18 protein-coding genes are annotated in these 19,637 nt (G+C 70.4%); 13 read left to right on the top strand and 5 right to left on the bottom strand.

The window, feature by feature from the left end:
• Positions 1–36 precede the first annotated feature (36 nt).
• From DVS28_RS26595 to DVS28_RS26570, 6 genes are all read left to right on the top strand, one after another.
• Positions 37–1,437 carry an ATP-binding protein gene (locus DVS28_RS26595; protein ID WP_114594682.1) on the top strand — a complete coding sequence of 467 codons (1,401 nt, stop codon included), beginning with the start codon at positions 37–39 and terminating at the stop codon, positions 1,435–1,437.
• 541 nt (positions 1,438–1,978) lie between these two features.
• Entirely contained in the window at positions 1,979–2,608 is a 630-nt protein-coding gene (locus tag DVS28_RS26590; RefSeq protein WP_164711139.1) for a hypothetical protein, read from the top strand.
• A gap of 340 nt (positions 2,609–2,948) precedes the next feature.
• Entirely contained in the window at positions 2,949–3,551 is a 603-nt protein-coding gene (locus tag DVS28_RS26585; protein WP_114594680.1) for a signal peptidase I, read from the top strand.
• A gap of 122 nt (positions 3,552–3,673) precedes the next feature.
• The gene (locus DVS28_RS26580; RefSeq protein ID WP_114594679.1) at positions 3,674–4,264 is read left to right on the top strand and encodes a hypothetical protein; all 591 of its coding nucleotides are present in this window, start codon (positions 3,674–3,676) and stop codon (positions 4,262–4,264) included.
• Between the two features lie 62 nt (positions 4,265–4,326).
• Entirely contained in the window at positions 4,327–6,411 is a 2,085-nt protein-coding gene (locus DVS28_RS26575; protein ID WP_114594678.1) for a cell wall-binding repeat-containing protein, read from the top strand.
• Positions 6,404–7,630, top strand: coding sequence for an RCC1 domain-containing protein (locus DVS28_RS26570; RefSeq protein ID WP_114594677.1), 1,227 nt, complete (start codon positions 6,404–6,406; stop codon positions 7,628–7,630). The genes DVS28_RS26575 and DVS28_RS26570 overlap by 8 nt, the downstream gene beginning before the upstream one ends.
• 438 nt (positions 7,631–8,068) lie before the next feature.
• On the opposite strand, the gene DVS28_RS26565 is transcribed toward DVS28_RS26570, so the two are convergent.
• The 4 genes from DVS28_RS26565 to DVS28_RS28890 form a co-directional block, all read right to left on the bottom strand.
• On the bottom strand, positions 8,069–8,329 hold the full coding sequence (locus tag DVS28_RS26565; protein ID WP_425461062.1) for a zinc ribbon-containing protein: 261 nt from the start codon (positions 8,327–8,329) through the stop codon (positions 8,069–8,071).
• 33 nt (positions 8,330–8,362) lie between these two features.
• Positions 8,363–9,094 carry an ATP-dependent DNA ligase gene (locus tag DVS28_RS26560; RefSeq protein ID WP_164711137.1) on the bottom strand — a complete coding sequence of 244 codons (732 nt, stop codon included), beginning with the start codon at positions 9,092–9,094 and terminating at the stop codon, positions 8,363–8,365.
• Positions 9,095–9,299: 205 nt separating this feature from the next.
• On the bottom strand, positions 9,300–10,055 hold the full coding sequence (locus DVS28_RS26555) for an endonuclease/exonuclease/phosphatase family protein (RefSeq protein ID WP_164711136.1): 756 nt from the start codon (positions 10,053–10,055) through the stop codon (positions 9,300–9,302).
• A gap of 14 nt (positions 10,056–10,069) precedes the next feature.
• Positions 10,070–10,360, bottom strand: a complete 291-nt coding sequence (locus tag DVS28_RS28890) for a hypothetical protein (RefSeq protein WP_164711135.1) — start codon at positions 10,358–10,360, stop codon at positions 10,070–10,072.
• 146 nt (positions 10,361–10,506) lie between these two features.
• Here DVS28_RS28890 and DVS28_RS26550 point away from each other — a divergent pair, with 146 nt between their 5' ends.
• Positions 10,507–10,857 carry a helix-turn-helix domain-containing protein gene (locus DVS28_RS26550; RefSeq protein ID WP_114594674.1) on the top strand — a complete coding sequence of 117 codons (351 nt, stop codon included), beginning with the start codon at positions 10,507–10,509 and terminating at the stop codon, positions 10,855–10,857.
• A gap of 35 nt (positions 10,858–10,892) precedes the next feature.
• A complete protein-coding gene (locus DVS28_RS26545) occupies positions 10,893–11,933 on the top strand; it encodes a hypothetical protein (protein ID WP_114594673.1) in 1,041 nt (346 codons plus the stop codon).
• Positions 11,934–12,029: 96 nt separating this feature from the next.
• Here the strand turns inward: DVS28_RS26545 and DVS28_RS26540 are convergent, their stop codons facing one another.
• Complete coding sequence (locus DVS28_RS26540; RefSeq protein ID WP_114594672.1) at positions 12,030–13,337, bottom strand: hypothetical protein; 1,308 nt, start codon at positions 13,335–13,337, stop codon at positions 12,030–12,032.
• A gap of 459 nt (positions 13,338–13,796) precedes the next feature.
• On the opposite strand from DVS28_RS26540, the gene dnaG reads away from it, so the two are divergent.
• The 5 genes from dnaG (at position 13,797) to DVS28_RS26515 (ending at position 19,560) form a co-directional block, all read left to right on the top strand.
• Positions 13,797–15,587 (top strand): DNA primase, encoded by a 1,791-nt coding sequence (gene dnaG / locus DVS28_RS26535; RefSeq protein WP_164711134.1) that lies wholly within the window; start codon positions 13,797–13,799, stop codon positions 15,585–15,587.
• Positions 15,588–16,028: 441 nt separating this feature from the next.
• Positions 16,029–16,541 (top strand): helix-turn-helix domain-containing protein, encoded by a 513-nt coding sequence (locus DVS28_RS26530; protein ID WP_114594670.1) that lies wholly within the window; start codon positions 16,029–16,031, stop codon positions 16,539–16,541.
• Between the two features lie 263 nt (positions 16,542–16,804).
• Complete coding sequence (locus DVS28_RS26525) at positions 16,805–17,155, top strand: hypothetical protein (RefSeq protein ID WP_164711133.1); 351 nt, start codon at positions 16,805–16,807, stop codon at positions 17,153–17,155.
• A gap of 677 nt (positions 17,156–17,832) precedes the next feature.
• Positions 17,833–18,132 (top strand): hypothetical protein, encoded by a 300-nt coding sequence (locus tag DVS28_RS26520; RefSeq protein WP_114594668.1) that lies wholly within the window; start codon positions 17,833–17,835, stop codon positions 18,130–18,132.
• A gap of 135 nt (positions 18,133–18,267) precedes the next feature.
• On the top strand, positions 18,268–19,560 hold the full coding sequence (locus DVS28_RS26515) for an MFS transporter (RefSeq protein ID WP_114594667.1): 1,293 nt from the start codon (positions 18,268–18,270) through the stop codon (positions 19,558–19,560).
• Positions 19,561–19,637 lie beyond the last annotated feature (77 nt).

The following is a 19,637-nucleotide window of genomic DNA, read 5'->3' as shown; positions in this document are numbered from 1 at the left end:
GCCACGCGACTGCCGGCAACCAGACTCGGAGGGACCATGGCTCGCGCGTTCGACCTCAACATCCAGGAGGTCCTGGAAGCATGGACGGTGACGGAGGCCATCCGCGAGCTCATCGCCAACGCCATCGACGAGCACCGGCTCACCGGCACCACCGAACCCGAGATCGTTGAGGAGGCCGACGGCTGGCACATACGCGACGCCGGCCGTGGGCTCGCCCACGACCACCTCACCGCCAACGAGAGCGCCGAGAAGCTCGCCCATCCCAACCTGGTGATCGGCAAGTTCGGCGTCGGCCTCAAGGACGCCGTCGCCGTCCTGCACCGACACGGTGTCGCCGTGACCATCCACAGCCGCCACAACACCCTCGAGTTCGGCAGCCACCCCAAGGCCGGGTTCGACATCACCACCCTGCATGCCTTCGTCGACGACCCCGCCGACCCGACCATGACCGGAACCGATGTGGTCCTGTCGGGCCCCGCGGTCAACATCGCCACCATCGACGCGGCCAGACGGCTGTTCCTCGCCTATGCCGACGTCGAGCAGCTCGGCACATCAAGCTACGGGACGGTCCTTGCTCGCCCCCCAGGCAGCGACGCCACCATCTACATCAACGGGCTCAAGGTCGCCGATGACCCCGACCTGCTGTTCTCCTACAACATCACCAGCCTCACCAAACCGCTGCGCAAGGCGCTCAACCGCGAGCGCAGCAACGTTGGTCGTGCCGCCTACTCCGACCGGGTCAAGGCCATCCTGCTCGACTGCACCGACACCGCGGTCGTCGACGCCCTCGTGGAGGACCTGCAGGGCTACCAGTCCGGCACCTGGCACGACGAGGTCCAACGCGTCGACGTCGGATTGCACGCCTGTCAGCAGCTCGCCGCACGCACCGACACGGTCTTCCTCACCCCGCTGGACATCCTCACCGCCCCCGATTTCGTCGATCGTGCCCAGGGCGATGGACTGGAAGTGGTCGTCGTCCCCGACACCATCGCCACGAAGCTGCGCGGCCAGACCGATGCGTCCGGTCAGCCGATCCGCGACCTCGACGGCTACCGGGACGAATGGAACGACAGCTTCGCCTTCGAGTTCGTCGACCCGGCCGAACTCACCCCGGCCGAACAGCACGTGTGGGACCGACTCGACGACATCATGGCGTTCCGTGGCGGGCAGCCGGAAGGGGTCCGGCAGATCCGCATCTCCGAAACCATGCGGCTGGCCGAGGGCGCCTACAGGGAAGCCTGCGGCGTGTGGGACCCGACCAACGGAACCATCGTCATCAAACGGTCCCTGCTGGCTGATGTCAGCCGGTTCGCCGGCACCATTCTCCACGAGGTGGCCCACGCCACCTCCGGTGCGGGTGATGTCACCTGGCAGTTCGAGGAAGCCCTGACCGATGAACTCGGCCGTGTCTACGAGACTGCGTCACGGCCACGCTGAAGACCCCCCGCCTGGCAGGCCGCGTCAAAAAGGGGCCGATGGCCATACCGCTACACATCGGCACTGGTCGTTGACCACTGGTCCCACCACGGGTTGTATGCAGCCAGCAGGGACGTGTTGTGGCCGCCGGCCGCGACTGGACATTCAGGGGGGACGATGCGGGGCTACGTGCGGTGGCGCAGCCATGTCGATGGCCAACCGGTCGTGGTGCGGTGGCATCGCCGATCACGACATGCGACGGTTGCCCATGGCGGCTGGCTCGGCCCCGAGGGGCCGGGATGCCGCATCGAACATGTTGTTGCGCTCGACCCGACCTGCCCCGGCTTCACCCGTGACCGGGCTGGCCGGCTCGTGGCGCTCGTCGCCCCACCCCCAGCCCGTCCGCCATTGTGGCGACGCCTCCTCATCCGGGTCCTGTGACCCGGCCGCCAGTCGAGGGCGGCATGGGGTCCCCCAGCCAGCTGACCAGCCATCTGCACCTCCCCGCAGGCCGCCCCGACATCGGCTCGGCCTGCCACCGCCAACGGAGAGCACCGCGCCAATGAGCCAATCCAGGTCGCAGAGGTCGTTGTCGCAGGAGGCCAGCGACGCCATGCTGGCCGCCGCCCTGAAGCTGACCGACGCGTTGCAGGTCGCCTCGGACCGGTCTCGGTCAGGTGTGCAGATCGACTGGGAACCGGTGCGGCTTGCCGGCCTCGACTTGGCCGGCTGCCACCTTCGGCTTGCAGCGGCGATCTGGTCAGCAGTCACGCGACGCGACACCTCCGGGGCGTTCAGCGCCGAGCGGACCGCAGAGGTGACGGTGGACACCCCATGGGGCCCAGCCATTGACGTCGATGCAATCCGGCAGCTGCGCCGACTGCTGCTGTCCCCCGATGCCGTCGACACCCAACAGGTTGTCGACTTGGTCCTGTCAGTCGACCACGACGACGTCAACGACAGCTCGTTTGCTGGGGTGTTCCGGCTGCTCCTCACCAGGGTTGCCGATCACCACAGCGACGAGGAGGCGGTCGACATGGTGGCGTCGGTGGTCCGCGACGAACTCGACCGGTCCGATGAACCCGACCGCACCATGGACATGCTCGACCGGTTCATGCGAATCGCGGACAACGACGGCCTTCCCGAACCGGTCGCCGACGGGATCCGGTTGGCGCTGCAACTCCCCCGCTGACCTCGGCACCCACGGAGCCGGCAGGGACTGTTGAAGGCGGCCGGGGACCCAGGGGGTGGGCGGGGTCCCCGGCCGCAACGAACCTCCAAGGGGGGCGGAGGTCCGAACGACCCGGCCGGTGTGGGGGACACCGGCCAGAGCTGAGAGGAACTGTAGACCGCGACGGGCCCGTTCCCCACTCTCAGCCACCGTCCAACCACTCACCGACGTCGCCGCCGGGCAGGTCGACCGCACCTTCGCGAGCTGGACAACGTTCGAGCCCATCCCGACGCTGGCGTGCCCGCGACCGCCATCCACCCGCGGTAGGCTGCCCCTCGACAGTGGGGAGGAGGTGCTTGCCATGGCGGTCCGCCCGCCCGACCAGACGCGCCAGCTGAGCTCTTCGTCGACGGCCTCCGTCAACAAGCACCCGCCGACACGATCTGGCCCCGGCCCACTGCCGGACCGGGGGCTGTTCGCAGCTGCGGCATGGCTGGCCTCGACGCTGTGGTTGGTCGCAGCCGGGTTGGTCGTGGTGGTCGCCGTGATCGTCGTTGCGCTGCCCGGCACGCACCTGCTGACGGTCACGTCCGGGTCGATGAGTCCTGCGCTGGACCCCGGCGACGTCGTCATCGTCGTCGCACGGGAGGAGTCCCTGGCCGTCGGGCAGCTGGCCACGTTCCCCGACACGGGCCGCGGTGGCTTGCTGGTCACCCACCGGGTGGTCGACCACACCGACGTCGACGGCCAGCTGGCCTACGCCACCCGCGGGGACGCCAACCAGTCGGCCGACCCGACCCCTGTCCCCCACAGCGACCTGGTCGGTGTCGTCCGGATCGTCCTGCCCGACGTCGGCCGGCTCCTCCCCACGGGCCCGCACGGGCCACTGCCGGGTGTGACCGCCCTGCTCCTCACCGTGATATCGGTCCTCATGGTATTGCAATACGGTCGTCGGTCGGGTTAGGGTCGACCGGTCAGACCGAACTGAGTCGGGCCGTCAGGGTGGGACCGCCGGAGGGGCCAGCACGGCCCCCGGCAGCGGTGTCCGTTCGGTGGCCGGATGCACCGACCGTTGGGGGTAGTGCCATGCCTGTGCCCGTTCGTATCGTCTCGGCGGCCGTGGCCGCCGTCGTCCTGCTCGCTGCGGCTGTCGTGATGGTGATCGACGCCACGTCGGCGGCCTTCACCGACCAGACGTCCAACGCCGACAACGGCTGGACCGCTGGGACGCTCACCATCACCGACGACGACGGTGACGTCGCCATGTTCGACTCGACCACGACCACGATCGGTCCCGGTGACACCGTGACCAACTGCATCGCGGTGACCCGGTCGGGGACGGTCCCTGCGGCAGACGTCATCCTGTACAGCGACACCGGCAGCACCGGTGCGCTGGACCCGTTCCTGAACGTGACCGTGGAGCGGGGCACCGGCGGCGGGTTCGGCAGCTGCGGCGGGTTCACCGCGTCCGGTGCCGCGGTGTTCACCGGGACGCTGGAGGACTTCCTGACCGACCACGACGACGTCGCGTCCGGCATCACCGACACCGACGTCGCCGTGGACGACACCACCGTGTACCGGTTCGCCATCGAGCTGGACGGCACGACACCCGACGCCCAGCAGGGGGCTGCGTCCACCGTCGTGGCGTTCACCTGGACCGCCCAGACCGGATCCTGACCCCCCGAACCACCCCGCCGCACCGGCCCCCTCTTTCGGTGTGGCGGGGCTGGGGGATTCGGATGGCACCGTCGAGCCGCACCGCCCGGCCATCACGACGTGACGGCCACCGGTGGCGTGCATCAACCACGCTGCTGGCGCCGTTCGTCGTCGTCGCGCTGGTCGGGGTGGCCGCGGCCACGGTCACGACCGGTCAGCGAGGGACCGGCAGGCTGTTCGAGGAGTTCACGGTCCTGACGTCACCCGACCCGACGGGCGCGGCGCTGGCACTGACCGGCCACACCCACCGGACCGCCGGCACCGTCCTGCTCGGCCGGGCCGACGTGTTCGCCGACAGCCTCGCCTCGGCGACCCTGCAGACCGACCGGCCGCTGCTGCTGACCGGCCCGACCGACCTCGATCCGCGCGTCGCCGCCGAGCTCGACCGGCTCGAGACCAGCCACGTGATCGTGCTCGGCGGCTCCGCAGCGATCGACGACACCGTCACCGATGCCCTCGCCGACCGCGGAGTGGCGGTGACCCGGCATGCCGGGCCCGACCGGACCGGCACCGCCGTCGCGGTCGCCGATGCCGGCGCCGGGTCCGACACCGTCCTGCTGGTCCGCGGCTACGGGCCGGAGGGCAACCCGACGGCAGCGTTCGCCGACAGCCTGTCCGTCGGCGGGGTCGCCGCCGCCAACGGCTGGCCGGTCCTGCTGACCACGACCGACAGCCTCTCCCCCGCCACCCGCGACTGGCTCGCCGACCGCCGGCCCGACCGGATGGTCGTCGTCGGTGGGACGGCCGCGATCACCGACCGGGTCGTCGAGGCCGTCGCGCCGTTCGTCGGGTCGGTTGCCCGTGTGGCCGGCGACACCAGGTTCACGACCGCGGCCACGATCGCCACGACCCTGACCGGCCTGGACGACGTCGGCCGGCTCGGGACCGTCATCGTGGCCGACGGCACCAGCGACGACGCCTGGGCGGCCGGGTTCGCCGCCAGCCACACCGCCGCGACGACCGGCGGCCCGATCGTGCTGCTGGACACCACCGGCCGGGTGCCGGCTGCGACCGCGGAGATTCTCGCCCGCGGCGGCACCCACCTGCTGTGCCTGGCCGGGGTCGACCCAGACGTGTGCGCCGCCCTTGCCGCCCCCGCCCCACAGCAGCCGCACGGGACCGTCCTGGTCGACGGGGCAGGGCCGCTGGAGGGGGCGACGGTCACCCTCGAGCACGTCGACGACCCGACCGTGCCCCCGGTCACCGCAACGACCGGCCCGGACGGCACCTGGACCGCGAGCGCCCCGGCGGGACGCTGGACCGTCGTCGTCGACCATCCGACGGTGGGCAGCCAGGACGTCACCGGACAGCTCGACCCTGCCGTCCTGACCGGCCACGACGCCGGTCCGTTCCTACTTGTCTGGCCCGACGGCAACCCGGCAACGTCGGGCAGCGTCGATGCGGGGACGGTCACGCTTGCCGTCCCGACCGTGGACGTGACCGGCCGGGTCACCGGCCCCGCCGGCAGCCCGATCGACGGGGCAACGGTGACCGCGACCACCAGGACACCCGCACGGCAGGCACCCCCGATGACACGAACCGGACCGGACGGGACGTTCGTGCTCCAGCTGCGCCCAGGCCAGTGGACGCTCCGGGTGACCGCACCTGGCCACACCACCGGCACCCGCGACCTGACCGTCCACGCCGACGGGACCGTCGAGGGCGACCTGACCTCCCCGATCGTGCTCGCCACCCCACCGGCCGGCCCGCCACCACCGGCGCCCGACCCGACGGTCGACATTCGGCTGGACAGCCCCGCCGGGGTCGGGTTCGACGCGACCGGGATCGCCCCCGGCTACCGACAGGCCGTCGACTACGTCGTCGGCTACGACGGCGACCCTGCACGGGTCACCCTGTCCGCCACCGTCGACGGGCCACTCGCCACCCACCTCCACGTCGAGGTGATCACCGACCCCGACACCGACCCGACCGTGGTGTTCACCGGCACACTCGCCGACCTCGCCGCGACGGGGACCGGGGTGACATGGGAACCGACCGGACCGGCGACCCGCACCTACCGGATGACGGTCTCGCTCCCCGACGACACCGGCGACGACGTGCAGGGCACCAGCGCATCCGCGACGTTCACCTGGACCGCCGATGCGTGACCAACCCTCCACCCACCCAAGGGCCGCCGTTGTCGGCGTCTGCCTCCTCGCGACCGTCTGCCTTCTCGTGGCGGCCAGCAGCCTGACGCGGACGACCTCGGCGGCGTTCACCGACACCACCGAGACGACCGCCGGGTTCGTCGCCGACATCCCCCCGACCCCCACGCTCGCATGGGGCAACGGAAGCAGAGGGCAGCTGGGCGACGGCACCACGACCAACACCCAGGCGACCCCGACTCCCGTCGCAGGTGCCCACACCTTCCACATGGCTGCGGCAGGGGACCAGTACACATGCGCGATCGACGCTGCAGGGGCTGCCTGGTGCTGGGGAGCAGGATTCAACGGCAGGCTCGGCGATGGCACGGTGGACGTTCAAAGGTCAACCCCAGTCGCCGTGTCGGGCGGTCACATCTTCGCAGCGATTGGTGCCGGCCAGAACCACACGTGCGCCATCGACACGACCGGGGCCGCTTGGTGCTGGGGTGCGGCCAGTAACGGACAGCTCGGGATCGGAGTGGAAACTGCCGACCAGTCGGTCCCAACCGCCGTGCTCGGCGGGCACACCTTCACCGACATATCCGTCGGCGTCGAGTTCAGCTGCGGCCTCGACACCGATGGAGCGGCCTGGTGCTGGGGTGAAGGCAGCAGCGGGCGACTCGGCAACGGCGGCACCACGGACCAGCGCACGCCGTCGCCCGTTCACGGCACCCATGTCTTCACCGCCATCAGCGCCGGATTGGCACACGCATGCGCTATCGACACGGTCGGGTCGGCCTGGTGCTGGGGCTACTCATCCAACGGCCCGCTGGGCAATGGGTCCGTCACCGGGTTCCACTCCACCCCCGTCGCCGTCCTTGGCGGCCACACCTTCACCGACATCACCGCCGGCTACTTCCACACGTGCGCGATCGACACGGCCGGAGCCATGTGGTGCTGGGGCGACGGTCTACGCGGACAACGAGGAGACGGCACCACAACACGGCCGCAGGGAACTCCCGTGGCCGTCCTCGGCAACATCACAGCCAGCCGAATCGCCGCCGGCAGCAACCACACGTGCGCGATCGACACGACCGCGGCCGCCTGGTGCTGGGGATGGAACAGTCAAGGCCAGTTGGGGGACGGCATGACCCAGGATCAGACGTCACCGGTTGCTGTCGTCGGCGGCCACGTGTTCTCCGACGTCAGTGGCGGAAGCTCGCACACCATCGCAGTCCCCTGAGAAGGACACCCCACCGGTAGCGGTACTCCGTCTGCGGGGGCGGGCGGGCTGCTTGCGTGCCGGGCCGCAGCGGTGACGGCTCGTCCCATGCTTCCTGGATGGATGATCCTCGTCGCTGCCGCGTCAAGCCTCGCCGGAGCCGTCGTGTACGCCCGTGGCGTCTTGGCCGGCACCGTCGTCTCGAACCTCCTCACCTTGGACGCTGTGGGGTGCCGCCCCGCTGCTCGCCGTCATCGGCCAGTTTGACGAAGGCGCCACGACGACCGCCGTCACGACCGGCGCGGCAGGCCTCGGGCCATCCCTGCTTTTTCGGCTTTCATTCCTTCCGGACGTCGATCGGCCGGACGGTGTGCGGCCCCGGCCCGGCCCAGTCAGCCATGAAGGGCGTGGGGCCGCAGTCGGCCGTCTTCCACCAGTGGGCCGGCCGACGGTCGCGGGTCAGGACGTGGAGCGGTCGGGATAGGGGTCGTGGACCGAGTCGCCGCCCGAGCCGGTCCGGTACTCGTTGTTGCCGCAGCGGGGGCAGGGCGGCAGATGGGTGGTGGACTGCACACCGAGCTCGTAGTCGCATTCGGTGCACACGTAGGTACCGGCTGAGACGTCGCTGCCGGACGGCACTGGTTCGGCCATGTGGTGCTCCTTCGCTGTCTGGGGTCGTGTGGGACGGACGGGAGCCTTGCCCGACCCGATCGTCTCCACACACCGATGCTCCCGACGGTGTGTCCCAGGCAGTCAGTCGGTGAGGGCGAACCCGACGAAATGGGCGTCGCGTGGTGTGGTGGCCGGCCCGTGATGGCGAATGACAACCCGGATGCTCCCGTCGAGGGTGGCGCCTGGCGGGACGGCCGCAGCGAGCTGGCTGCGCAGTTCCCAGGTGAGGCCGAGCTCGACACGAACGGTCCGGCTGGACCCGGACCGGCGGATGAGCAACGCATCGGGTCGGCCGGCCCCGTCGCGGCTGACACCGGTGAGGGCGTAGTGGCTCTCGGTCCAGTTCTTGGTGCGTCGCCACGACGCGGACCTTCGGCCCGGCAGGTACCGCGACCCGGTCCGCTTGGACACGATGCCCTCGAGCCCGGCGTCACGGACGGCATCCCACATCGCGGCAGGTGGGCCGGTGACGGCCCGGTCGATCCGATCGGGAAGGTCAGCCCGGTCAAGCAGCCCGAGCCGGTCGGTCAACGGCAGGTCGGTGGTCCACTCGCCGTTCACGGCGAGGACGTCGAAGGCCACGAAGGCCAGCCGTCCAGTGGGCCGGCGGGCCGACAACTGGTGGAACACCGGTCTGCCGTCGCTGCCGAAGACCACGAGTTCGCCGTCCAGCAGCAGCCCGGATTCGGCCAGGTCGTCCACGACCGGTCCGAACCGGCCGGTCAGGTCGGTGCCGTGCCGCGACCAGATCGTTGCACGGGTGCCGCGCCCGTCCACGATCGCCCGCCAGCCGTCGAGCTTGGGTTGGGCCACCCAGCCATCGCCTCGGGGGACCGGTCCATCGACTGGCCGCATCGGATCAACCGGTATGCCCATGCCTCCGATGCTGCCAGCCCAGCGTGTTCGCGAGAGGCGAATCGACCGGCGATGTCGTGCATCCTCGGGTTGGTGTGGCTTGCTTCCACAGGAGGTGGTGTAGGACTCGCCGATGGCAGGAGCGCCTGTTGCCACCGTTGGGTCAGGATCGGATTGGCTGGCCGGGGGATGCAGCAGATGGCGTGGTGCTCGTCGGTTGGGTCGGGAGTTCGACGACTGCGCCGGCATGGTCAGTGACGGGACGTGGGTCGTTGGGGGCGCAGCGTCGCGGCCACACCCGAACTGCGGTCGGGGTGAGGTCGGGGGTGCCTGCGACGTGATCGATCAACGCCGATTCGGAGGCGAGTTGCGGCCAGTCGCTGGCGGTCCAGACGTGCAGGTCGTGGCTGCTGAGGGTCTGGCGGAGGTCGCGGTCGAGGCCGCGGCTGCGGGTCATTGGCAGGTTGAAGTCGCCGGCCAGCACGGTCGGTCCGTTCACCGTTGCGGCGAGCGCGTCGGGCAAGGCATCGATGTAGCGGCGCTTCTCGCGCCAGCGGACCACGACCCCGATGACCCGGAGGGTGCGATCGGGCAGGTCGACGTCGACGGCCGCGAAATTGCGTTCGGGCAGGTGGGGGGAGCCGAGAAGGTCGACGACTCGCATCGGGTGGTTGCTGGCGATCACGACCTTGCTGCCGTTGGGCTGCCGTGAGGCGGGGTGGGGGCCCGGGTGGGCCACGTGGTCGAACAGGCTGCGGGCCACGTCGATGCGAGCTTCGGTGAGGACGGCCACGTCGGCTGCCTCACTGCGGATCCGGTCAGCGATGACGGCGGTCCGCCACGACCGGGGGGCGGCCCATTGCAGGTTCCAGGTGAGGATGCGGCTGGGTCGGGTCTGCTGCGCGGGTCGTGAGGGCACGGGGGCCTCGCGGGTCAGGGCGTGCAGGCGCCGCAGGTGCGGGGTGTGGCCCGGTGCAGCAGTTCGGCGCCGGCGATCACGCTGTCGTGGTCGATGCCGGCCAGCTTGATGCGGGTGCCGGTGTAGTCGCGGTCGTCGCGGAAGTGGCGGCACGAGGCCCGGTGCAGCACGTGGTCGTTGGGCACGGGGGTGCGGTCGCCCACGAGCTGGCTGCGGATGGCGTTGACGACGTACCCGTCGGGGTTGTCATCGATCCAGCTGGTGAAGGCGTCGTTCTCGTGGGTGTCGAAGTGGAGCAGCGGCATGGTCGCAGTGTGGCCGACCGGCGGCGGTTCACCGCGGACCCGCGGCCCCTGCCGAGCAGCTTTCCCGGCGTGCCGGCGGGCAGCGATGCGAGACGGGGAGGGAGGCGTTGACACCCGACCGCACCATGTCTAGTGTTCAGTGAACAGTGAACGCCCTTGGTGAGTACATCCGGACCCGTCGTGAACAGCTCCACGACGACGATCCTGCGTTCTCGCTGCGACGCACCGCCCAACGCATCGGCGTCGGCGCCGCCTACCTCTCCCAGGTCGAAACGGGAAAGCAGATCCCGACCAACGACCGCATCACCGCCCTTGCCGAGGACCTCGACCTCGACCCCGACACCACCCTCGCCATGGCCGGACGCGTTGCCGACGACATCGTCGCCGTCATCGCCGCCCGACCCGCCCTGTTCACCGACCTGATCCGCCAGCTCCGCGACCTCCCCGACCACGCCGTCGCCCGCGTCGTCAGGGAAGTCGCTGACGGCGACTGGTGACCCCACCCCCCGACCCAGCCCCGAAGGAGCCCCGGATGATCGAACTCGCCAACGACCGCCTCACCGTCACCAGCCCCCACACCCACCCCGCCGCCCGCACCTCCATCGAGTTCCAGCGCACCCTTCGGATCCCCGACGACGGCAACGACTACCCCTTGCCCGCCGGCCTGGGCCGCTTTCCCCTCCGCCACGTCGAGGACCTCGGTGACCGGGTCCCCGACGCCTGGCGCACCCGCAAGGGCATCGTGCTGCCCATGTGGCGCTCCGAAGCACTCTGGATCAACTTCGCTGCCACCGACTACCCGTGGGCCCTCAAGGTCGCTGCCGGGAAGCGCTGTGCCATCACCGGCAAACCGTTCACAATGGACCTCCACGACGACGACCAGGACTACGTCGTCGTGCCCGCCCAACCGTGGCTCGACGGGTTCGCCGTCGACAAGGGACGGATCCGCCAGTTCGTCGCCATGCCACTCGGGGCCGGCTACACCGTCGAGGAGCAACTCACCGGCACCGCCGAATGGGGCGGCCTGCAGATCGTTGCCTACCCGCTCACCGCCGCCCGGTTCGAGCAGATCAACCAGGCACGACGGGCCCGCGCGACCGAACTCGGATTCGGCAACGCCGACGCGGCCGTCCGCTCCTTCGACATGCCGATGGCCGCAGCCCCCAGCCCGTCGATGCCGGCCCCCATGGCTGCCGACATGGGGATGGCCGCCGGTGGGCTGATGCGGCAGGAGATCCGCCCCGACCCGTACGGCATCGACGCCTGGGACACCGACCAGCCCTCTCGGGTCTACGTCCACCTCTGCGACGCCGCCGTGTGGCGGCACGTCACCGGCCAGCAGCCGCCCACCGTCCCCCCGACCGCAGCGGAGTACGAGGCCAACGGCATCCCGTGGTTCGAGGGCTACGCCGACGGCAGCGGACTCGACGGTGGCTCGGATCTGGCCGGCATCAAGTCGGTCGCCGAGATCGGCAAGGACAACGACGACGTCCCGTACGCCGACAATGCCACCGTGACGCCGGGCAACGTCAAGAAGGTGAACCCCGCCGCCGTCACCGACGGCACGTGGTGACCGCAGCCGCCCGACAGGGCGTGGGGCGGCCGCCTGGCTGCGCCACGCCCTGTCCGCACGGCAAGGAAGGACTTGCAGCCGCGCTGCAGGCCGGCGTCACCCCACGGTGGCCACGGTGACCGAACGGTCCTCGGTGACGGCCACCAGGACCTCGACGGGACCCGACAGGTGTCCGTCCGCTCCGTCGCTGATCCGCTCGAAGTCGGCCAGCTCGATGCGGTGCTCGCCCTCTGCCACCGGTAGGGGAACAAGGCCCGACCCGATGTAGTCCGCGGCTGCCTCCGGGGCCGACGCCGGGTTGTTCAGCCAGTTCTCTGCCGTGGCCCGCTTGGCCCCGAAGGCCTCCATGAGTCGGCGGCGCATCCGCTTCCGCTTCCCCGCAGGGATCCCCGTGGTGCCTTGCTCGGATGGCCGGCGGGGCGCGGATCCGGCGAGCCGCCTGATCCAGCCGAGGTGGCGGAACACCCGGTCGTCCAACGCCTCGAGTGCGTCGAAGTCGATCAGTTCAGCGATCGCCGCCCCGATGGCGTCGTAGGAGGCCGGCAGGGGCGTGCCTGGTTCGGCGTCGACGCCATGGGCGTAGAACAGCCCGAACGACACCGTGGACAACTCGCTGTTGCGGGTGCTGATCCGCAGGCCCCGTCTGTCCTCTGACGGGTCGATCGAGACCAGCCGCCACGAAGATTCGCCGTGGTCCATCGCGATGGCCGCGATACGCAAGAACAGGGCGTCGGCCGCCTCGTCGAACGGGGCGCGGGCGGCGTCGAAGGTGTCGGGGCCCACGAGACGGCGGTCCATCCCGGCTGCCCACTCGTTGGCGTCGATGGTGTCGACGCGGACGCAGCAGTCCTCCCCCAACTCGTGGGCCATGGCCATCCAGCGGGCGAGGTCGGGGTGGGTGTCGGCCGCCTCGTCCAGCAGCACCGACATCTGCCAGTCGTCGTCACGGAGGTCGTCGATGTCGGCGGGGTCCTGCTGGGACAACCAGCCGGAGATGTCGACCCGAGGGGAGGTCTTGGCGAGCTCGGCGAACTCCACCCATGCCTCGACAGCCGGGCCGTGGGGACGGTTCAGCTCCCAGGTGAGGTTGGCGAGCACGGCGGCTCCGAACCCGGCGAACTCCTCCCGCATCGACCAGCTGTCGCGGATCTCGTCGAGGTCGTGGCGCAGCTTCCGTGACGGGTCGACGTGACCGCCGTCGGCGTCGCGCAGGGCCACGCAGCCGATCGGGTGGCCGTCCTCTGCCCGGCCGGTGTCATCGCCGGCGGTCACGTCGAAGTACACGACGATGTGGTCGACCTCGACGTCGGTGCCGTGGCGGTCAACGGCGGCGAAGACGTCGCGTGCCAGGTCATGCGCGGCAGCCGTCGTGGACGCGTACGGGTCGATGGTGATCGTGCTCATCTGTTGCTCCTGCAGGCACCACCGCCTGGTGGTTCCCCGGTTGCGTCCCCGACGCCGCACCGGGCCGGCCTGCACGGAGGTGACAGGAAGCCGTTCTGGCGCGATCTACACGGGTCGTCCCGGTCCGGGTGTGGTCGGCTGGTAACGGCTGCGGGGTCGGGGACCCGGTCTGCCTCGCCGGCTCAGGGCACGACCTGCGCCCTGTCTGGCACCACTGTACCCGCACCCACCGACGACGGCAAGTGCTAGAAGTGCGAGCACAGAGAGGCGGGTGGTGTTGGTGGCGTGGGCGACCATGGAGCGTGATGGCCGATGACTCCACTGGCCGACTCGCCGAACTGGCCCACAAGGCCCTTGCCGCCTTCAGGGCGGGGAGGAGGTCTGCCCGCTCAGCGGCGACGTCGGCACCCGCAAGTACCGTCAACCCCGCTGCACCACTTCCCGACCCGGACACGCCCGATGGCCCACATCGCCAACATCGACCAGCTCAAAGACCACGCCGACCTCGTCGCCGTCGCGTCCCGCTACACCCGGCTGAAGAAGCAGGGCAGCCGGTTCGTCGGACGCTGTCCATTCCACGACGAGAAGAGCGCCAGCTTCTCCGTCGGCGGCCCCGGCGGGAGCAATGTTTTCCATTGCTTCGGCTGCGGTGTGGGCGGGGACGCGATCAAGTTCGTCCAGGACATCGAGGGCCTGTCGTTCATCGAGGCGGTCGAACGGCTCGCGGCACTGTCGGGGTTCACGCTGTCCTATGAGCAGCAGTCCGGGGAGGAGCGCAAACGGGCCGGATTGCGGTCGAGGATCGCATCGGCCAACGCCGAGCTTGCCGCGCTGTACCAGGAACTGCTGCGGTCCGACGTCGATGGGGCTCGCAAGGCCCGCGAGTACCTGGCCGACCGCGGGTTCACCGCCGGCACCCTTGAGGTGTTCGGTGTCGGCTGGACGCACGAGGCACCCGACACCGCCAGACGGCACCTGCACGGCAAGGGGTTCGACGACGAACTGCTGCTGGCCGCCGGGATCATCCGGCGGCTGGACAGCGGCCGGATCACCGACGCGTTCCGCAACCGGATCATGTTCCCCATCGCCGACTCGACTGGCACCCGGATCATCGCCTTCGCCGGCCGTGCGCTGGAACTCGACGACGGGTTCGGCGGCAAGGTCCCCAAGTACGTCAACACCGCGGAGACCGAGCTGTACAAGAAGACCGAGGTGCTGTACGGCTTCGGGTTGGCCCGCAAGTCGATCGCCAAGGCCGATGAGGCGATCGTGGTGGAGGGCTACACCGACGTGATGGCCTGCCATCAAGCCGGGTTCCACACGGTGGTCGCGGCGTGCGGCACCGCGATCGGTTCCGGTCACATGCGCCAGCTCGGCAGGGTGGCCGACACCGTCACGGTCATGGCCGACGGTGACGAGGCCGGCCGGAAGGCCGCCGTCCGCGCCTGGGACGCCGCGCAGGGCCACGGCATCGGGGTGAGGGTCGCGCTGTTGCCTGAAGGCCGTGACCCGGCCGACCTGGCAGCGGAGGGCGCCGCAGCGGTCATGGACGTCCTCGGCAGGGCGGTCGATGGGTTCGAGCACGCCGTGGCGGTGGAGATCGACGGCGTCGCGGCCGATGACGCCAGGGGCCGCGCCAAGCGGCTGCATGCCGCCGTTGGCGTCCTTGGCCGGGTGGGCGACGTGATCGAGCGGATCGCGGCGGTGGACACCGTCGCGGCCGTGACGGGCTTCGAAGCCGACGCGGTCCGCCGGGCAGCACAGGAGGACGGGGTCGACCTGACCGCTGCCCCCTCGGCCGGCCAGCAGCCAACGGGGGCCGGTCAGGTCGCCGACGCCCGCCGCAAGCGCATCGAGGCGCACGTGTTGTGGGTGGCGTTGAACCAGCCGGAGCTGTTCGCCGGACGGTTCGAGACGGTCGTCGCCGACGACTTCCTGGCGGATGCGGCCCGCCAGGTCTTCACTGCGGTGATGGCGGCGGGTGGGCCGGGCGCCGGGATCGACAGGATCCTGAACGCGGCTGCTGATGACGAGGTCCGGTCGGTGATCGGACGGGTTGCCCTGTCAACGCCACCGAGTCCGTGCGACGAACGGTCGGTGGCCCGTCTGGTCGAGGCGCTGACCGCCGCGCGTGCCCGCCGGGACAGCCACGAGGTCAAGCGGCAACTGGCCGCGATGAAGGACGACCCAGAAGCCGCAACGGCGCTGCTGGCTGAGCAGCAACGCCTGCTGGGCCGACCCGCGCAGTAGCCATGCCGTGGGGTGCCGGGCTCGCCACCATGCGGACAGACCAGAACCCGGCGACTCCGCCCTCGGGCGACGACCGCCCCCTTGGCGCCCCATCTGGCGTGTCGTCCACCACCAGGCCTCTCCTCGGAAGATGTGCTGCGCGTTGCGGCGACTGCGACCCGTTCGAGCCAGGAACGCATGTCAGGGCGGGGTTGCTCCGCCACGCTGCTGTGGGATAGTTGGGAACAGGTCCGCCCGTGTGGGCATCGCTGGGGTGAAGTCAACGCAATCCGCAGTCACCCGACAGAATCGACACGCATGCCGGTCTCCTCTGCCTCGACATTCTCTCTTGGTCTCCTACGGGATCCGGAGTGGTTGCATGCGGCGTACCACGTTCGGCTGCTGTCGCGACGCGAGATCGCCAAGGAGCTGGGGGTTGCCCCTTCCACGGTGGGGCATTGGATGGAGTCGCACGGCATCCCACGAAGGGATTGCGTCACGGCCCGCCAGCAGCACGCCGCCAGTAACCGCCCAGCCGAGCTCGATGACGCCAGATGGCTGTTCGACCGCTACTACGAGGACGGCCTCTCCCTTGAGGTCATCGGTGCTGCCGTCGGGGTGTCGCCATCGGCGGTCAGGTCGGCAATGGACCGTCATGGCATCCCGACGCGGAACGAACGGCTCGGCGACCGCACTTGGTTGGCCTTCGAAGTCGGGGCCAGGGGCGCGGGCGGTGTGGCGGAACGGCTCAACACGTCGGCATCCACGGTGTACCGGTGGCTCAAGCGTCACGGCCTGCCCACCAAGGGCTGGCGTGCCCGTGTCGACAAGGACGGTGTGATCCTCGTCTGCGGCGTCCACGCCGCACGGATCGATGGGCCCCACCGGCCTGCCCCGGGCCCGTTGGACGGCGACACCGCAACCGGACTGCCCCACGACGTGGTGCACACCGTCATGGCCGCCGCCGATCGCTGAGGCCCACGACGAGCTCGAACCAACTGGCGGCCGGACCCTCCACCACGGGGTGACGTGCTGGGGCCGTCACTTGAGGTGGCTTCGGCGTCGGGCACGGCGCATACTGGCCGGCTGCGACAACGACGGTGTGAAGGAGGAGGTGTGGACGGGATGCGGAGATGACGCCGCCCCGGACCCGCCGGGCGGCACGACCCCGCATGGAGGCCGTCGTGTCCCGCTCCCTTCACCATCCCCGTCCACGCTGGCGGGATGGCTGTCCGTTCATGCCCCCTTCGCCCACGGGCATGCATGCTGCCCACTACGACATCCGCTGCCGGGTGCCTGTCCAGGATCATCCGGGTGGCCACTGCCCCGACCGTGACGTCGCGGCGACCCGCATCCGCGAGGGCGACCTGGTCATCACCCGCCACACACCCCCAGACCCGGCCCGCCGGTGGAACGCCAAGGCCCACGCCGCCAGGGTGCAGGTCGATCGGCGCGCCACCAGGCATGCGGTGGCCCGCCGGCTGCGGCACCTCGCTGGGGCCAGCCCATCGGCGGTCACCGACCAGTGGCTGGACGACCCCGCCCCACTCCCCCGCCGCTACCCCGGGATCGACTGGCTGGTCTCCTGACCGCCAACGGCCCCATGTTCAGGCCCGGCGACAGCCGTCCGGCGTTCATCAGCGCCACCGGGAAGGCCAAGAAGTACCGGCCGCCGCACCACATCACCGTCTGAGCGACCTTGCCGGGGTTGGCGTGCGGTCGTTCCCTGCACGTTGTTGATGGCAGCCACGACGGTCCCGACGGTCGCGGTCGGTCCGGCGGCAGCCGACGCCACTCCCAACGCGAGCTCGTACACGTGGGTGAGGCCGAACTCCTGACGTGACGGAACTGGCCCGTCGTGCCGCACCGGTGTGTCCAGCGGGAGCCCAACCAACGACAGCATCCGGTTGACCCACATCTCGTCGGTGGTGCAGTCCCCCCGTCGGGGCACGGCCACCGCTGCGACCTCTGCGGGACGGTGGGTGACGAACCGGGCCGTACGGGACAGGTGCTGCCTCGAGGGACGGTGCGGTCGGACCGTGTCCAGCAGCAGTACAACAACCGCCGCTGCGCAGAGAAGGCCAAGGGACCACAACGCATCAGGGGGCATGGCGTGCATGGTCGGCCGTCTCCGTCCCGCATGACAGCGGCATTCGCCTCCCGGGTCGGCCCCCGCACGGCCGCACCGACCCCGGGGGAGGCCCCTCGGAATGTCTCGGCTGTCCACGCCGAGCTCCAAGGCTCGGCACTCACAGGGAGAACCCGAATGCTGTTCCTTGCCATCCTTGCCGTGACCATCCTCGCCCTCCTCGGTGCCCGTTGGGTGATGTCGGCGGTCAAGCCCAACACCGGCCGTGGTGCCCGTTGGGTGATGTCGGCGGTCAAGCCCAACACCGGCCGTGGTGCCCGCTGGGTGATGTCGGCGGTCAAGCCCAACACCGGCCGTGGTGCCCGTTGGGTGATGTCGGCGGTCAAGCCCAACACCGGCCGTGGTGCCCGTTGGGTGATGTCGGCGGTCAAGCCCAACACCGGCCGTGGTGCCCGCTGGGTGATGTCGGCCGCCTAAGCCTCCGCACTTCCGACGACGTCCGGCCGCAACGCCGGACGTCGTCGCCCTTTTTCTGCACTCACTAACCAGGTTCGGCAACCGGCCGACCATCACACGGGCCCCGTCCCACCCGCTGGCCAAGACGACGATCGAATGACCTCCTCAAACGACACGCAACTCCCCCGCCGGTTCACCCGACTCGTGGGTGGCGCGGGGACCTCCGGCATCGGCGACGGACTGGTCGAGGTGGCCCTCCCCCTGCTGCTGGCCACCCGCGGCGGATCGGCCCTGCTCGTCACCAGCATCGCTGCCGTCCAAGGGGCCCCATGGCTGCTTCTCGGCCTTCAAGCCGGCGCTGCCGTCGACCGCTATCCCCTTGCCCGACTCCTGGCACGTATCGACCTGATCCGCGCTGCCGTCATCGGTCTGCTCGTGATCGCCATCACAACCGACACCGCCGTCATCCCGGCCGCGTTCGTGGCCGCCGCCACCATTGGTGCCGGCGACGCCCTCGTGACCGCCGGACTCGACGCCGCCACCGTCCGGCTGCTTCCCGATGACCAGCTCGAGCGCGGCAACGGCCGGATGTTCACCACCATGACCGTCACCCAGCACCTCCTCGGCCCCGCCCTCGGCGGTGTGCTGTTCAGGGTCTCGACGCTGCTGCCCTTCGCCATCGACGCCATCACCTACATCGGCTCCGCACAGCTGTTCCGCACCTCTGCCCCCGACAGCCCAGCAACCAGCCCCGACCCGGCCACCAACACCACCATGCGGCACGACATCCGCCTCGGGCTGCGCTGGTTCGCCCAGCACCCCACCATGCGGCGGCTCACCGGCATCCTCCTGGCCTTCTCCGCCACCCACGCCGCCGTCATGGCCGCCATCGTCCTGCTCGTCCTGCGCCGCTACGACGCCACCGAGATCGCCCTTGGTGTCGTCCTCGTCGCCGCTGCCATCGGCAACACCATCGGCGCGGCGATCTCGGAACGGGTCTTCGCTCGGCTGGCCCTGCGGACCGTCCTCATGGGCGGCGGAACGATCGTCGGTGCCGGCTACCTGCTGCTGGGAACCACCACCAGCGTCGCGACCGCCGGTGCCGCCATGGCCGTCATCGGCACCGTCATCGGCACCGCCAACGTGGGCCTCGCGGCGGCCCGCCAGCGGATCATCCCCCTCGACATGGTCGGGCGGGCCACCTCCATCGTGCGGATGGCCGCCTGGGGATCAGCGCCCGTAGCCGCGATCGCCGTCGGTGCCGCAGCCACCGCCATCGGCACCGGCCCTGCCGTCGTTGCCGTCGGCATCATCCAGCTCACCGCCTCCACGATCCTGCCGCTCCGACTCACCAACCAGGCACTCCGGCCGGCCCGAACCCCACCCGACGCCACACCGCAGCCCCGCCCGGACACCACCGATCAGCACCCCGGGGTCACCGTCGACTGACCCGGAACGATGGAGAGTGGCCCGACCCCCGCCGCACCGTTGGCATCCTCCTCGCTCCGCTGGTTGGCTGTCTGCTG

Source organism: Euzebya pacifica (genome assembly GCF_003344865.1).
Classification (GTDB): domain Bacteria; phylum Actinomycetota; class Nitriliruptoria; order Euzebyales; family Euzebyaceae; genus Euzebya; species Euzebya pacifica.
Note: the sequence above shows the minus strand (reverse complement) of the source record. Positions and strands in the feature narration are given on the sequence as shown.